This window comes from Acidovorax sp. 210-6 (genome assembly GCF_010020825.1).
Taxonomy (GTDB): domain Bacteria; phylum Pseudomonadota; class Gammaproteobacteria; order Burkholderiales; family Burkholderiaceae_C; genus Simplicispira; species Simplicispira sedimenti.
This window is the reverse complement of record NZ_JAACJE010000001.1, coordinates 419,614-433,971: the sequence shown is the minus strand read 5'-3', so window position 1 is coordinate 433,971 and position 14,358 is coordinate 419,614. Positions and strand designations below refer to the sequence as shown.

Sequence of the window (14,358 nt, the reverse complement as noted above, 5' to 3'; positions counted from 1 at the left end):
GGTGGAGACTCACGCCACTAGCTGATGCCGCGCTCGTGGTTGATCACGTAGCGTGTCAGCTCTGCGACGCTGTGCAGGTTGAGCTTGCGCATGATGTTGCGGCGGTGCACATCCACGGTGGAGGATGCAATGTGGAGCACTTCTGCAATCTGGTTGGAGGTACAGCCTTCGGCCACCAGTTTGAGCACCTGCCGTTCACGCACGCCCAAGCGCACAGAACCAGGCGCACCACCGGACTGGGCCACGGCAGCCCCTGTCACCACGGCGGCTACGTCCGGACACAGGTAACTGCGCCCCTGCAGAACCGCGCGGATGGCTCGCAACAACTCCTCACTCGCCTCGGCCTTGGTGACATACGCCATCGCTCCGGCCTGCAGCATGTCCAGCACATACTGCCGATCGGAGTAGGCCGAGAGCGCCACCACCTTGACCAGGGGCAGCGCCGTCAATAGGCTGCGTGTGACCTCGGCACCATGCATGCCCGGCATGCTGATATCCATGCAGACGATCTGCGCTCCCGTGCGGCGGGCTTGTTCCACCACCTCCAGGCCATTGCCCACCTGCCCAGCCACTTCGAGGTCAGACTGCGAATCCAGCAGATGGCACAAAGCCTCACGGAACAGCTGGTGATCATCGGCCAAGAGAATCCGTGTTTTCATGGGTATCGCCTGGGGGTTGGCGCGGGCATCAGATTTCAACACAGATGCGCGTCCCTTGGCCGGGAGCACTCTCCAGGCTGAACCGCCCACCCGCAAACTCAGTGGTTTCGCGCATGTTGATGAGGCCCAGACCTGCGGTGCGTCGCTCACGCATGACCTGCTCCACATCAAACCCTACCCCATCGTCAGCGATGCAAATCCGCAGCGGCCGATCCTGCAATTGCAGCTGCACGGTGATGCTCCGGGCATGGGCGTGCTTGGCTGCATTGGTCAGCGCTTCCTGGACGACACGGAACAGCGCCAATTCGAGGTCCGGAGCCAAGCGCACTTCTGCATGCTCGCACAGCACCTGCACCTGCACACCCGTACGGCGAGCAAACGGCTCGGCATAGCTGCGCACCACGGCCAGCAAGCCTCCCCGGTCCAGCACGGGGGGATGTAACTCGGCACAGATCTCACGCACACTGAGCGTGGTGTCTTCGATGAGTGCGCGCATGTCCTCCAGGCGTTCCTCGTACTCCGGTGCACTGCGCTGCTGCGGCGGTGCCTGGCTCAGCATGTCCAGGTTGATGCGCAGGGCCGCGAGATTGGGGCTGGTGCGGTCGTGCAGTTCGCGCGAAAAGCGCCTGCGCGCTTCTTCCTGCGACTGCACCAGCCTGCGCGAGAGCTCTTCGATGTGCAGGGACATGCGCAGGCGTTCCTGCTCCTGGCGCTTGGCATCGGTGATGTTGCGCCCCACGCCCCGATAGCCGACAAACCGCCCTTGCGCATCCCAGACCGGCGTACCGCTTACCGCACCCCAATGCACGTGACCGCGAGGATCCTGGTGTGCAACCACAAGGTCCCGAAACGGCATCCGCGCCTGGAGCACGGCCTGGTGTGCACGCCAGTCCTCCGGGGTCATGTTGAGTGTCGATAGCTCCCAGCCCGTCTTGCCCAGAAACGCCTGTTCGGACATCCCCATGTTTTGCTCAATCCCGCCTTCCAGGCGAACAAACCGGTACTGTGCATCCTGCTCCCAGTACCAATCGGCGGAGAGGCTCGCGAGCGTACGAAATCGCTCTTCGCTCCCGGCCAGATGGGTCAGGAACCGTTCGCGGCTGTCCAGCATCCGATTGAACTCCACCGCCACCGCCTGCAACTCGCGCGGGCCGACCTCCAGCATCACGCGGGCCTGGGTCTGCCCTGCAGACACTTTCGCAGCCGCCGAGTGCAGCGCATCGATCGGTCGCACAATGCGCTGACTGATGCGCCAGACCAGCAACAGCGCGAGTAGCACCAAACCCAGCGCCGACATCGCCCCCCAGCGGAAGGAGCGATCGGCCTCGGCAAACACTTCGGCGGTAGGCACTCCCGCCAGCACCCTCCATCCCGCCAGCGGCACATCGGCCACGGCAAAAAGCCGCTCCACGCCATCGGCACTCAGTACTTGGGACGCATCTGCCTGGTCGTCACCGACCATGGCCCGCAAGGCATCGGGCAAAGGCAGGCCCATCCAGAAGCTTGCATCCTTGGAGCGCAACAACATGCGTCCCTGCGCGTCAGACACCGCCACCAGGGCATTGCTGGGTACGGCGGCCAGCAAGCGCTCGCCCAGAACTTCCAAATCGATCGACAGGCTCACGAGTCCCGCCACCTCCCCCTGCACATTGCGCACCGGATGGAACAAGACCACCACCCATCGACCTGACAAAGGCCCCACCGAGACCCCCCCCACGGTCATGCCCTCGGCGGTGCGCGCCTGAACGTAGCCAGGCACCAGCGCCAATTGTTCGGGCGTGATCTTGCTGTCCAAAAATGAACAATCGTTGCCTCCCTTCAGGTCTTGCACCACCAAATTGGTGAACCCAGGGTACAGGCGCACGAACTCCGCAATCAACGGATCGCATGCACGAGCGTCCAACGCCCGTACTGAAGGACGCAGCCCAATGCGTTGCAACACCGCTTCATAGTCGCGCAGCACCAGGTTCAGATTCTGCGCGGTTTGCTGCGCCAGGATGCGCACCTGATCGTTGGCGCGCTCCCTGGCTTCCAGGCGCTCCAGGTAGATCTGGCGAAAAAGCAGCCCCAGCAACGGCAGCATGGCTGCACCCAGCAGCCACAGGAGCTGCGTCCGTACAGACTGACGATAGAGGCTCCACAACGGCATGCACACTCCATGGATGCGGCGCGATGGCAGGACCATCGGCAAACCCCTTGCCGATGCGTTGCAATGCCCACTGCCGCCCTGAGCGCCGCAGTGTATGTCGTGTCAGCGCGCAGCGCCGCTGGAGTGCGCCACAAACGCAGCCAGCGCGCGCATGTCCTGCTCGGTGAGTTGCCCTTCAAACGAAGGCATCACACCCAAGCCTTCGCGCACGGCGCGCAGCACGCGGTCAGCGTCGGGCTGCAGCTCATCCAGGTTCGGCCCCACCTGACCGCTGGAAGCGGCTGCCTTGAGGGTGTGGCACAAGGCGCAGGCGGGCTGGACGGTGGAAAACAACGCCTTGCCGCGCGCCAGCACCTGCGGATCGGCGGCGTTTGCAGGGCCCGCAAGCCCCAGCAGCAAAGTCCCCAGCACGCCAGCGCCGCGAACCCACCCGAGCACAGGAGCCCTCATGCCACAGTGACGGTGACGGCGTGGTCCAACCAACTATTGTTGTTGTAACCAGAATTGTTTTCTACACGCTCTCTGGGCTGCGCATTTCCTGCTGCATCGGTGGCACGGCTCACAAGCACATGTGTTCCTGCAGAAAGCTGTACTGGCAAAACGAACTGGCGCCAGGCAAAACGCCCCAGGTTCGGCCCGACCAGTTGTGCCTGATGCCAGCTCATGCCGCCATCGATGGACACCTCCACGCCACGCACTTCTCGGGTTCCCGCAAAGGCCACTCCATGGATCTGTGTCCATCCCGCACGCAAGGCGCCCTCCTCGGACAAGGGGCCATTGATCCAGGATTTCACCACCATTTCCCACACGGAGGGCAGACCAGGATTGCCCTTGCCCCCCGGCGGAACCATGCGGTAACGGTTGGCCATGATGCCCGCGCGGGACTGCTCGCGGGTCAGGGCCACCCGCTTGACGTATTTGACGTTGTTGACGCCCTGGTACCCCGGCACGATGAGGCGCAGGGGGCCCCCATGCGCCAGGGGCAAAGGCTCGCCGTTCATCTCCCAGGCCAGCAGCGCATCGTCCAGGGCCTTGATGGGGACCGAGCGCTCCACCATGACCGTCAACGGATCCACGCCCTCGGGCAACTTCTCGCCACCGGTGCCGGTGAGGTAGGCCATGCCTTCTTCCGCACCGCCCAGCACATGGATCACCGTGCGCAGTGGCACGCCACTCCACAGCACGCAACCAGCGGCGCCCACTTGCCAGGGCGTGCCGCTGGGCTTGCTCGGGAAGAAGCCCCGACCGTTGCCCGAACATTGCAGCACGGTGGCCACGGTTTCGACGCCCAGGGTCTTGAGATCGGCCAAGGTCAGGGAGCGGGGACCCTTGACGCCTTCAAACGCCACCGTCCAGGCATCACGATGCTCCAGGATGGAGGCATCGGGAGCCGGCAGGTTGTTGCGCACAAACAAGCGATTGGTCGGCGTGACGACACTGGTGCCAAACGCCGCACGCCGCGTTTCCAGCGTATTACTGCTGTGCACGATCATGGCCTTGGGGTCTTTCCAGGCAGCCACGGCAGGCAGCGGCTTGGCACCCGCAGCGGCGCTCGATTGGGCATGGGCCTGCGTTCCCAAGCCCCCCAAGCCCAGAGCACCCAGGCCCGCCGCACTGGCGGCAAGCATCTGGCGACGTTGCAATGTGTTTGCTGGTTTCACGGTGTCTCCCCTCCATCAAGAATGTTGGTCACGCCCGGTGCCGTGCACGGGCAACCGCCGAACACCCCCCGCACCAGACGAACATGGGCATTCTCACGGCACACCCCCGTGTTGCGAGGCTTTCTCATTGTCAGCAAATGTAAAACATTCGTATTTATTGGAAACATTCGTTCCTGCGCATGCCAAGCTGATGCATATTCGACGCTCCCAAACGCCGCCCTCACCATGACACTGCGAGATGCCATGACTACAGCGCCTACATCCTTCTCTCTGTTGCGCACTGGCCTGGTAGCACTGGGCTTGGTGTGCGCCTGCGCCACCAGTCTGGCGGATATCACCGCCATCGTCGCGGTGGAGCCGACGGCCAAAAAGGCTGCGCACACCATCTTGCGCAGTCAGATGGAAGCCGGCCTGGGCAAGGCGGCCGGGCAAACCACATCGGTCACCGTCAGCGAAGACCTTGCCGACGTGATGCGGGCCACGCGCAGTGCCGGGTACGACGTCTTCATTGGCCCAGCATGAAACGGAGTGAGATAAAGAAAGAGTGAGAGGCGCGATAAATCGGGATTTTGGGGGACTCGCCGCATAAAAGTGGGACGGCCGATTGCAATTCAGTTTCACCACATGTAATCGCGCGGCGAACTCACTTCAGCCGCCCCGAGGAGCCAAGCCAGTCCAACGTTCGTTCCACCAGCTCATTCCTATCGGCATCAGACAATCCCAAGTAGGGGCGGGCCGGGATCGTCACTGATTTGGCGACATGGCCCCGGAAGGCGAGTAGTTTTGCATTCTGGGGCCGGATCGTGCCGCCGAACTGATGCACGGCCGCATAGATCAGGTTACTACCAACCTCGACGGACTTGCCACCAACCACCTGCGACACCAACTGACCGCGCAAATAGCCGCGCAAGGTGAGCACGCGGTTCTTGTTCTGGGACTTTTCCTTCTTGTACCAAGGTTGTAGAGCGGCCCATGCCGTGCCGTCCGGTGCAGTCTGACTTTTGAAGCGGGCGCGGGTGGTGCGCAGCGTGTATTCGCCCAGTTGAGCGAGCAGCGGCGCAGGGTTCTCGATCCCCGCCAGCAGCCCGCGCAGGCTTGCCGTAGCCGCCTTGCCGTCGAATGTCACACCCATGCGGTTGCCAGCCATGGCATCAATCCTTGAAACGGTACGAACGCCACCGATCACTACCTGGCGCGTATTCAAAGCCAGGGTCAATGCCCTCAGGCACACTCACTTGGCGCGGGCCGCCTGGGCTGTTCTGGCCGATCAGTCGATCCATCCACTCCACCTTGGGCGCCTGGTCTGGTTCCGTTTTGCCAAGCTGCGCCAGATCACGCGGCCACAGGCCGATCACCTTGCACTGGCATCCCCAGCCATTCGGCGGGTAGTGCGTCCTCCACCAAGGGTCATCGCGCGCCAGCACCAGGCCGTCCCATGTCAAATGCTGATGCCGGGGGTTCTGAACCCAGTCTGCGTGCTCGTATTGCCAGAACGGCGCCGCTTGCAACTGCTCCCATCGGCCTGCCGCATAGCTGGTGTTCAGGTTGGTCTCATAAATCACACGGGTACGCCAGTCCCGCCCGCCGTTGTAGTCCCAGCCGTACCGCGCCACGATGCGATCAAAGTCCCGACGAAACTCCTCCAGCGTCGTTCCATCGGCGATCGCCTTGTCCACGGCCTCCCGGAAGTCACGCACGATGGCGTCACGGTTCGCCCCTGCCACCACGAACGACCATTCGTGCTCGGCCGCGTACACGTCGGTCCAGGCCTCGGTGGTGAGGTTCAGCTTGCGCCGGAAAAACTCGATCATTTCCCGGAACGGCAAGCTCCCGTAGGCCACATCAGCCATTTGCACCGGCCTCCTGCAGCACCTCGTAGCGCCCCGCCAGTTGAGCGGCTGCCAGAGCCTCCGCCATGGCCGCCGCGTAGTCGTCCAGGCTCATATTCGGGTCCAACTTCGCCAAGCCGTCGCGGATTTCCTCCAGGCTGTTGGATCGAGACACCAGCGCGCGGATCTGCTCCACCCACGCCGCCGCCGGGGCGCGCACATTGGCCGCAAGCTGGGGCAACATGGCCGTTTGGGGGCTTGGAGGCTGCGGGCTTGCTGGAGCCTGCCCCGCAGCCGCAGCAACGCCCCAGGCGCCTGCGGGCAGCGGCACACGGCCACCTGCTGCCGCCACGCCCTGCCGGAAAACAGCGGGCAAAGTCGCCTGCAGCACCGGCTCGCCATCCTCCGGCTGCGGAATGCCCAGCTTCTCCTGCGCCCACTGCACAGGAATCTGCACACCAATGTCCACCAGCTTCGGCAGGGCCTCGGCATAGGCCGTCATGTCCTCGGTCTCGCCAGCGTCCAGGCGGAAAACAGGGCAACGGCGCATGCCATCGGGCGCCAGGCCGTTGAGCACGGCCAGCGGGTACAGCAAGTCCCGCGTCAGCGTGCTGCAGACCTGCCGGATATCGCTGTCGCGCAGGTCTTTGCGCACCTCGTTGTGCACGTTGCCCAGCGCGTTGGTGCTGCTCTTGCCGTCCGCGCCACTGGTCAGCGTGCCGCCCAGAATCACCTTGGACTGCGTTCGCTCGCACCAGGTCATCATCAGCTCAAACGCCTTCGGGTCGCCCGTGGCCGCATCCAGAAAGTCCAGATCCATGCCGCTGGGGATGATGCCCGCCGCGTTGTGGCCGATGCCCACCAGCGCGCGCAGCAGCGTCATCTTCTCCTTCTCGCTCGCGCCGCTCGGATACTTGCCAATGCGCACTGGAATGCCGTAAATCTCCAGGAACTCAGCCAGGTCGCCCACGCTGTAGTTTTTGAACAGGTACGGCCACACCAGCTGGCGGAACAGCGCCGTGCGTTCCAAGTAGCCGCTCTTGGCCTTGTGCACATGCGTGATCCAGCCGAACGGCTGCAGCGGCTCGCCCACGATGCCATCGACAGTCGTGTTGCTGCGCAAGCGCAGCTCCTGCCGATAGCCCCGGTGCACCGTGAACCAGCTCTGCGGCCGGTGCGTGATCGTCCTGGGCAGCCAGAACTTGCCGGGCTTGTGCCATTCGTTTTCGCAGCAGGAAAAGCCTTTGCCGATGGCGTCCGTCACATCGAACAGCACGTCCTCCAGGTCGGCAATCTCGCCCACCAGTTCCGCGAGCTGCTCGGCGTTGCGTTTCTCCGCAGGCGTCGGGTTGTCCGGCGGCACAACGCTCCAGTCCACCAGCAGCGCGCGGCGGCGCTTGCCCAGCTCGGCAGCAATGTGGCCGTCTTTCTCCTCCATGTCCTCGAAAAGGTCGAACTGGGCCAGCAGGTCGCCCTGCTCGGCTTGTTCCAGGATGGCGGCCAGCTTGGACGGCGTGAGCCCGCGTGTCGGGTGGGTCTGCAGCTCACGCTGCAGGTGCGAGTAGTGCGCCGTTTGAGGCTGGCTGACAGCCTCCATGGAGATGGGTTGGCCGTCGGGCCCAAGAATTTTTGTCATGGCAGTGCTCCTCACCAGCCTCCAGGCTCCGGCATGCGAAAGTCCAGGTCAGCGTGCGACGCGGTAGCGTTGTCGAACCCGCGCGCATGCGACGGCACGGGGATGTACTCAATGGCCGCGCTCAGGTTGAGCGTGGCGAACCAGCCCAGGCACAGCATCACGGCGCTGTCGCCGTGGCGGAACAGATCCGGGTCTTTCACGTCGGCGCGGCGCGCCTTGGTGACCATGGCCACGCCGTCCACCTCTTCGATGGCGCGCAGGTCCTGTGCGGCGTTGGGGTCGGCCGGGATATCGATCATCCCGTCCTCGAAGCCCTGCACCAGCTTGGGCATCCAGGTGCCGTACCAGGCGCGGTTGAGCTTGACCTGGTGCACGTGGCCATGGCCAAACTTGTCGGCCGTCTCTTCGGCCAGGGCTTCGCCGGAGCCGGTGGCGTCCATGGCACCACCGCAGCGGCGCGGCAGGCGCTCGATCGCGTACCAGGTGATCTGCCGCTGCTGGGCGTAGGGCACCTTGTGCATTTCGATGACGAGCGGAACCTGGCGGCGCATGCCCGTGGTGAGCGCCGTCGCCCCCCAGCTCGAAAAGTCCCGGTGGCGGGCATAGTCGTGGCTGAAGACATGCCGCACGTTCTTGTCCAGGCTGGCCAAGGCGGGTGCGAGGTAGCGCTCGATCCAATCGGCCACCCAGGCTTCACGCTCGGCCGGGCTCTTGAGCACAAAGTCCTCGTCCAGCGTCAGGCGCAGCACGCAGGTCTCGGGCAGCACCATGGCCTGCTCGATCCACACGCCCGGCAGGCACACGCCGTTGCCATCGCGCGGGATGGCGTCCAGCTCCTCGCGCATGGCGGCCTTGCGCACGCCGTAGCCGTTGCGAATCTTGCTGTACCAGGCCTTCTTGCCCTCCAGCGTGGCCTTGGTGCCCTTCATCATGCAGACCCGCTCGTACAGGCCGTTGGCCACCGCGTCGTCGAAGGTGACGGTGACCACCTGCGCGTCCGTGCCATAGCGGCCGGCCTCGATGTCGCGGCAGAACTGCGCGAACGGGTTGTTCTTGCCGTTGTGCGAGCTGATGACCGTGATCTGGCCGCCCCAGATCAGCAGAGCGGTGGCGGCGTCGAGCACGCCCTGCACGTCCGGGTGGAAGGCGGCCTCGTCGATCACCACATGGCCCTGCAGGCCCCGGATGTTGGCCGGGCGGCTGGAGAGCGCGCACACCTGGAAGCCCGAGGCAAAGCGGATGCGGTAGGCCGTGATGTGCTTGGTCTTGCCGCTGTCGTCCTGGTCCTCGAACAGGAATTCTTCGATGCCCGAGACGCCCTGGCCCTGGGCCTGGGCGATCACGCGGGCGAACTTGGCGCAGTAGCCGATGGCTTCGAGGCCCTTTTCCTTGGTGTCGCCGATGTAGAAGACGTTGTCGCCCCCGGCGCTCTTGCGCGCGGCGGCCACCAGCGTCTTGTTGAGCATGGTGCCGAAAGTGATCCCGGTGCGGCGCCCCTTGGGCACGGCGATGATGGCCGCTTCGATGGCGGCCACCTGTCGCTGGTGCAGCATCAAGACGCCATCGGCCAGCGGGTCAAAGCCCTCAGGAATGGACCGAACGCTGGGGGGGAGGTCGTCCCATTCCAGCGTGCGCAGGGTGGAGGCCAGCGGCTTGATGACGTGCATGCTCAGGCCACGATGCCCAGGAACTTGCGGCGCCAGAAATCCACCTGGGCTTCATCCATACCCTGGGCCTTGGCGACCTCCTGCAGGTTGGCCTCCTGTTCGGCCAGCAGCTTCTTGCGCGTGGCTTCCTCGACCTTGGCCTGGAACTCCTTGAGGTTGATGCTCGATCGGGTCAGCGTGGCGATGTTCTTCGCTGCCTTGCTGAGCAGTGCTACGCGCTCACCAGGGTCAGCAGCATCGTCGCCTTCGGCGTCGGCTTCCTGCAGCTCCAGGATGGCCTCGAAAAGCTCGGTCTGCACCATGGCTGTGAGGGCCTCGCTGCGGGCATCCTTGTCGTCGCCAGCGTGCGCCTGGATCAACTTCGCCGCCTCGGTGCTGGCGCGGATGGCAGCCAAGCGCCGCTCCAGCTTTTGGCCGTACCGGCCCACGGCCGACCGGCTGGGCAGATCACCGGACGCTGCCGCAGCGGGGAAGCGCTCCTGAAGGTCGGCGATCAGCTCGTTGAGCGTCATGCTGCCCGTGGCGATCATCGCCAGCAGATAGGCCTTGATCTCCGGGTCGAGCCGGTCGATGCTGCTCTTGCGGCCCATGGGTCACACCTTCGGTGGGCGGGCAATTCCGGGCTCCACGTCCACCGTGTACTCGACAATGTCAATACCAAAGCGCGTCAGGTCGGCACTGACCTGGCCCAGCGGGTCTGTGAAAACTTTGACCAGGTCGCGGCTCTCCAGGTAGTCCAGCTCGCGGCGCAACTGCAGCTCGGTGGCGTCGGCATACTCCCCACGCACCACCTGCAACAAAAAGCGCAGCGTGGAATGCGTGGGGCGGTTGATGTTCATCGCCAACAACACGATCCAGCGCATGAAAGCGCTGCGGTCTCGTGCGGACTGGGCACGCTCCAGCTCAATACGCTGGCGCAGGGTGTCTTCATTCATGGTTCTTTCCCCTCTGCAAAAGCACGTTCTCAAAGCGCAGCGAGATCGCGTCCAGCTTCGCCATGATGGTTGCCGTGGACTGCACGTAGTCCTCACGGCGCACATAGTTCAATGGCAGCTCGGCCTTGAGCTGCAGGATTTCTCGCTCCACGCGCTGCCAATTGCCCGCCTCGGCCCGGCTCGCCTGTTCGATGGACTCCAACCTGGACACGAGCTGGGCATGCGCAGCGTCTTGATGTCGCTGCGCTTGGGCGGCAGCCATCTTGACCACGCCCCACAGTGCGCCCAGGCCACTGATCAACAAGCCCAGCAATTGCCAAACATCGATTTGCAGCGTCATGGCGCTCCCTTCCTCATTTCACGACGCGCCTGGCACGCCACACACAGTTGGACACCCGGTACAGCAATGCGTCGGGTGTCGGGGATTGGTCGGCCGCAGCCACGTGCTTGGCAGACCTGCGCCGAATCGGCCACCGTCTTGCCCGCCAGCCCGGCGCGCAGGGCCTGGTCGCGCAGCGCGTCCGCAAGGATCTCGGCCTCACGCGCCTGGGCGCGGTCGATGTCGTCAGTCAACAGCGGCTCCCCCCGTGCCTGCACGGCACACGCGGGCGGCAAAGTCCTGCAGCCCCACTACTTGGTCGCGGAGCTCGTCAGCCGCTCCTGCCAGCTCTTGATACGCGCCAGCGCTTTCTCCGAGTAGCTCTCGGGCGGTGGCGGCTTCGCCAGCGCAGGCGGCAAGGCCGGCATCTCCTGCCTGGTAGGGATGGGGGCGGCTGCCCTGGCGGGCAATCTCGGCATGCAGGCCGCGCACAGCATCAGCGGCAGCAGCAGCACGCACGCGGCGCGCAGCCTCGCGTTTGGCGTCTTCATGGGCGGTCCTCTCAAGGTTGCGGAAACGGGTGGCGTTGTCGCGCGCCGTGGCGGCGTTGCGCGCGTTCTCCTGGGCGTCCCACGCGGCCTGCACGCGGGCCGCGCCCTGGGCATCGCCCTGGCTGATCAGGTGGGATTGCCAGAGCTTGACGCCCACGATGGCCGCCGCAATGGTCAGGCCAATGGCGATGGTGCGAATGCTGGGCATCACAAACCAGGCCCCCACTGCAGATAGCGCGGTTGGATCACCACCAGGATGCGGTTGGGGTAGCCCAGGTTCTCTTTGCAATGCACGGCCGCGCGGCGGGCTTTACCGCAGGCCGCGTCCACCTGGGCTCGGGTCGGCTGCGCGAGCCCGGTACTCGCCGCCTCTCGTTGCCAGTGGCCAAGCCCGCCGTTGTAGGCACGCAGCGCAACCCACATGCGGTCGCGCGGAAGGTAGTGGGCTGGCGTGCGGTCGTACAGCCAGCGGTCGTAAGTGACCAGGGCGCGCAGCGCCCAGGCTGGGTTGTAGGGCTGCTGAGCCGCCAGGTCGGGGCTCTGCGTGGCAATCCAGCGTGTGGTGGCGGGCATGAACTGCGCCAGACCCTGGGCGCCTACATGCGAGACGGCGTCAGGCCGCCAGGCGCTCTCCTGGTGCACCTGGGCCGCGAACACAGCCACGGGCGCATCAAGGCCCCAGGCAGCATGAGCGGTGCGCACCAGCAGCGCGCGGTGCTTCTGCGCGGCCTGCGGCACCTGTGCATGGGCCATGGGCGGCAGCAGCGCAGCCAGCGCGCACAGCGCAACCAACAGCACAGCCAGGGCAAAGTCTTTGATGGCCTCGCGCATCACAGCCCCGCAGCGGTGCCCAGCACCACACAGCCCACCAGCACAGCGCGCCGCAGCTGTGCAGCGCAAAAGGCGGCCATGTAGGCCTCATCGGCCACGGGAAAATCCGCCTCGCCCTCTGGCTCATCAGTGCCTTTGCGCCAGTCGCGCCACAGGTAGGAGTCAGGCCGCGCGTAGGGGAAAAGCGAGCGGTCAATCCAGTAGCCCAGCACGGCTGCCAGCGAGATCAGCGCAGCCTTGTACAGCACCACCGGCAACTGCGCCGGTGACACCATTGCAATCACCGCCAGCAGGGTGATTGCGATCAACAGGAACAGGCTGCTACGCGGTGCGCGCAGCCACAGGGGAATGGAGGATTTGAGCGACATACAGGCTCCTGTAGGCAACAAAAAAGGCTCTTGAGAGAGAGCCTTGAGTGTTGGCCGGTGGGGGCCTGTGCGCTGAGTAAAGCGCTTTACTTATCGATGGCGCTGTCTGCTCTTGCAGCGAATCCGTTGTCACTCGCAAACCGCATTCGCCACCTCGCGCTCAAACTGCGGAATCAGCTTTGGCCTCTCGACAAGCTGATACAGCATGCCGGTGACCTCTTCCTTGCCCATGAACTGCAGGATGGACTCGGCGCTTTTCCCTATAAGCGTTTGAAGCGACAACTGCGCCATTTGTAGGCACGCGGGTGACTTGAGCGCTTGCGCCTCGCGCTGCAACCCCTGCAACGCAGAGGCCGGACCAGCCAGCGCGATACGGCTGGTTGCCATGGCCAGGCGCTCGGCATCAATCCAGCGACGGTACAAATCCAAAAGCGGTGCCGCCTGCTCTGGGCCTTCGAGCTTTTTGTTGGGCTGAATGTTCTTGTCAGGGGCCCGCCCACTGCCTTGGTAGCCGCTGTTCGTCCACAGTTGCACACGCTGGGTATTGCTGCTGCTGGCCGCGCACATCGCATCCTGGTACACCACTTCGCCGCTCGGCAAAGTGCACTTATTAACTGCCCATGCAGGTGAAGCCGCAAACAACGCGGCACACAGAAAAAACAGCCACTTCATGGAAGCTCAGCGCTGGCCGCGCTTGTTTCTCCATCGCTGGGCCATTCCACGCCAACAATCGTTGCAGTAGTGACGTCCCCTCGAAGTACAGTGGCGTTGATCGAGAGGTGAACAGGCCTACGCTCCCACTCGCAAGCCTTGAGCTTCTCAATGTTCTGCGGCGTCAGGTTGTGCGCGCGCATCGAAGCGATGAATTCCTGTTTGGTTGATCCTGTTCCGTAGAGCGAGATGCGCACTTCATCTTCTCTAGACCAGTCCAACTTGACGATTCGATAGATGCCGTTGAGCTGCACCTCTTCTGCTTTTGTGCGAGGCGTAGATGCAATCTTTCGTGCCTGATCCTGGCTAAGCGGAATGCCTTGTATGTCGAGTTGATCAGCGTCACCGACGCTTTTCAGAATGTCATGTCGGACGTTGTCAAAGTCCTCATGAGAAGACTTCAGCGCCGGGTTCGATGTCAGCGCGTTGGCGAAGATCTCTAGGCGCTTGGTTTCCTGCTCTGACAACTGCACCGTTTGCTTCGTCGCCTGATCAACCTTCTTGTCTTCTGAGCGCGCAGCCAAAAACGCCTTGTAGGCGAGCAAGGCACCGCCGGAAATGGCGACTCCCAAAATCGTGATGACAAGCTCTGTTCCGCTCATTTTTCCTACCAACGCTGTGGTCAACGTCTCCGCGTATTCTCCCAGGTCAACGGTGATAAGGGAACTGCCTTCATCGACCTTGGCCTTGAACTCGATGGCCTTGCGCTCTTCTTTGGTAAGAACGTTGGCACTGCCTGAATGGCGAACCAACCGAGCATAGCTACGATTCATCGCATGCTGTAACTCGACCAGTGCCTCCGCAATGTGAGGGGTGATCGTACTGTCGTACCCCTCTCCGACAAAGCGAAGCTTCAGGATCGGCCAGTTTTCAAACTCAAGCACATAGGGCTGTTCTTCAAGCTCGCTGGTCAGTGCTTGCTGCAGAAGGGTGAATGCATCCTCTTCAGACCGAACAATCAACCGAGGCACAGCAGGTTCTGAAGGCAGGTCCCCACTTTCAACGTTTTCTGGCATTTACGTCCTCTCCCTTATTCAGCGTG

General features: G+C 63.7%; 18 protein-coding genes. 1 reads left to right on the top strand and 17 read right to left on the bottom strand.

The features are described 5' to 3' along the window. Positions 1-17: 17 nt before the first annotated feature. From GWK50_RS02095 to GWK50_RS02080, 4 genes are all read right to left on the bottom strand, one after another. Positions 18-659, bottom strand: a complete 642-nt coding sequence (locus GWK50_RS02095; protein WP_162015071.1) for a response regulator transcription factor — start codon at positions 657-659, stop codon at positions 18-20. Between the two features lie 28 nt (positions 660-687). Beyond that, complete coding sequence (locus tag GWK50_RS02090) at positions 688-2,808, bottom strand: ATP-binding protein (protein WP_162015070.1); 2,121 nt, start codon at positions 2,806-2,808, stop codon at positions 688-690. Positions 2,809-2,910: 102 nt separating this feature from the next. Next, positions 2,911-3,246 carry a cytochrome c gene (locus GWK50_RS02085; RefSeq protein ID WP_242455263.1) on the bottom strand — a complete coding sequence of 112 codons (336 nt, stop codon included), beginning with the start codon at positions 3,244-3,246 and terminating at the stop codon, positions 2,911-2,913. A gap of 8 nt (positions 3,247-3,254) precedes the next feature. Beyond that, positions 3,255-4,469: a sulfite oxidase gene (locus tag GWK50_RS02080; RefSeq protein WP_242455262.1), complete on the bottom strand. Its 1,215-nt coding sequence runs from the start codon at positions 4,467-4,469 to the stop codon at positions 3,255-3,257. A 243-nt stretch (positions 4,470-4,712) separates the two neighbouring features. Here GWK50_RS02080 and GWK50_RS02075 point away from each other — a divergent pair, with 243 nt between their 5' ends. Continuing rightward, positions 4,713-4,991, top strand: coding sequence for a hypothetical protein (locus GWK50_RS02075; RefSeq protein ID WP_197904963.1), 279 nt, complete (start codon positions 4,713-4,715; stop codon positions 4,989-4,991). 121 nt (positions 4,992-5,112) lie between these two features. On the opposite strand, the gene GWK50_RS02070 is transcribed toward GWK50_RS02075, so the two are convergent. The 13 genes from GWK50_RS02070 to GWK50_RS02010 all read right to left on the bottom strand — a co-directional run bounded on the left by GWK50_RS02070 (position 5,113) and on the right by GWK50_RS02010 (position 14,332). After that, complete coding sequence (locus GWK50_RS02070) at positions 5,113-5,616, bottom strand: phage virion morphogenesis protein (RefSeq protein ID WP_162015068.1); 504 nt, start codon at positions 5,614-5,616, stop codon at positions 5,113-5,115. A gap of 4 nt (positions 5,617-5,620) precedes the next feature. After that, complete coding sequence (locus GWK50_RS02065) at positions 5,621-6,319, bottom strand: phage minor head protein (RefSeq protein ID WP_162015067.1); 699 nt, start codon at positions 6,317-6,319, stop codon at positions 5,621-5,623. Next, a complete protein-coding gene (locus tag GWK50_RS02060; RefSeq protein ID WP_162015066.1) occupies positions 6,312-7,934 on the bottom strand; it encodes a DUF935 domain-containing protein in 1,623 nt (540 codons plus the stop codon). The genes GWK50_RS02065 and GWK50_RS02060 overlap by 8 nt, the downstream gene beginning before the upstream one ends. 11 nt (positions 7,935-7,945) lie before the next feature. Next, on the bottom strand, positions 7,946-9,601 hold the full coding sequence (locus GWK50_RS02055; RefSeq protein WP_162015065.1) for a hypothetical protein: 1,656 nt from the start codon (positions 9,599-9,601) through the stop codon (positions 7,946-7,948). A 2-nt stretch (positions 9,602-9,603) separates the two neighbouring features. Next, complete coding sequence (locus tag GWK50_RS02050) at positions 9,604-10,191, bottom strand: DUF3486 family protein (protein ID WP_162015064.1); 588 nt, start codon at positions 10,189-10,191, stop codon at positions 9,604-9,606. A gap of 3 nt (positions 10,192-10,194) precedes the next feature. Further along, positions 10,195-10,536 carry a hypothetical protein gene (locus tag GWK50_RS02045; protein WP_242455261.1) on the bottom strand — a complete coding sequence of 114 codons (342 nt, stop codon included), beginning with the start codon at positions 10,534-10,536 and terminating at the stop codon, positions 10,195-10,197. Then, positions 10,529-10,876, bottom strand: a complete 348-nt coding sequence (locus tag GWK50_RS02040) for a hypothetical protein (protein ID WP_162015063.1) — start codon at positions 10,874-10,876, stop codon at positions 10,529-10,531. Before GWK50_RS02040 ends, GWK50_RS02045 begins: the two co-directional genes overlap by 8 nt. Next, positions 10,873-11,109, bottom strand: coding sequence for a TraR/DksA C4-type zinc finger protein (locus GWK50_RS02035; protein WP_162015062.1), 237 nt, complete (start codon positions 11,107-11,109; stop codon positions 10,873-10,875). Before GWK50_RS02035 ends, GWK50_RS02040 begins: the two co-directional genes overlap by 4 nt. Continuing rightward, positions 11,102-11,614: a hypothetical protein gene (locus GWK50_RS02030; protein ID WP_162015061.1), complete on the bottom strand. Its 513-nt coding sequence runs from the start codon at positions 11,612-11,614 to the stop codon at positions 11,102-11,104. The genes GWK50_RS02035 and GWK50_RS02030 overlap by 8 nt, the downstream gene beginning before the upstream one ends. Beyond that, positions 11,614-12,237, bottom strand: coding sequence for a transglycosylase SLT domain-containing protein (locus tag GWK50_RS02025; RefSeq protein ID WP_162015060.1), 624 nt, complete (start codon positions 12,235-12,237; stop codon positions 11,614-11,616). Before GWK50_RS02025 ends, GWK50_RS02030 begins: the two co-directional genes overlap by 1 nt. Continuing rightward, complete coding sequence (locus tag GWK50_RS02020) at positions 12,237-12,605, bottom strand: putative holin (protein ID WP_162015059.1); 369 nt, start codon at positions 12,603-12,605, stop codon at positions 12,237-12,239. The genes GWK50_RS02025 and GWK50_RS02020 overlap by 1 nt, the downstream gene beginning before the upstream one ends. Before the next feature lie 129 nt (positions 12,606-12,734). Next, positions 12,735-13,277 (bottom strand): hypothetical protein, encoded by a 543-nt coding sequence (locus GWK50_RS02015; RefSeq protein WP_162015058.1) that lies wholly within the window; start codon positions 13,275-13,277, stop codon positions 12,735-12,737. Further along, positions 13,274-14,332, bottom strand: coding sequence for a hypothetical protein (locus GWK50_RS02010; RefSeq protein ID WP_162015057.1), 1,059 nt, complete (start codon positions 14,330-14,332; stop codon positions 13,274-13,276). Before GWK50_RS02010 ends, GWK50_RS02015 begins: the two co-directional genes overlap by 4 nt. Positions 14,333-14,358: the final 26 nt, after the last annotated feature.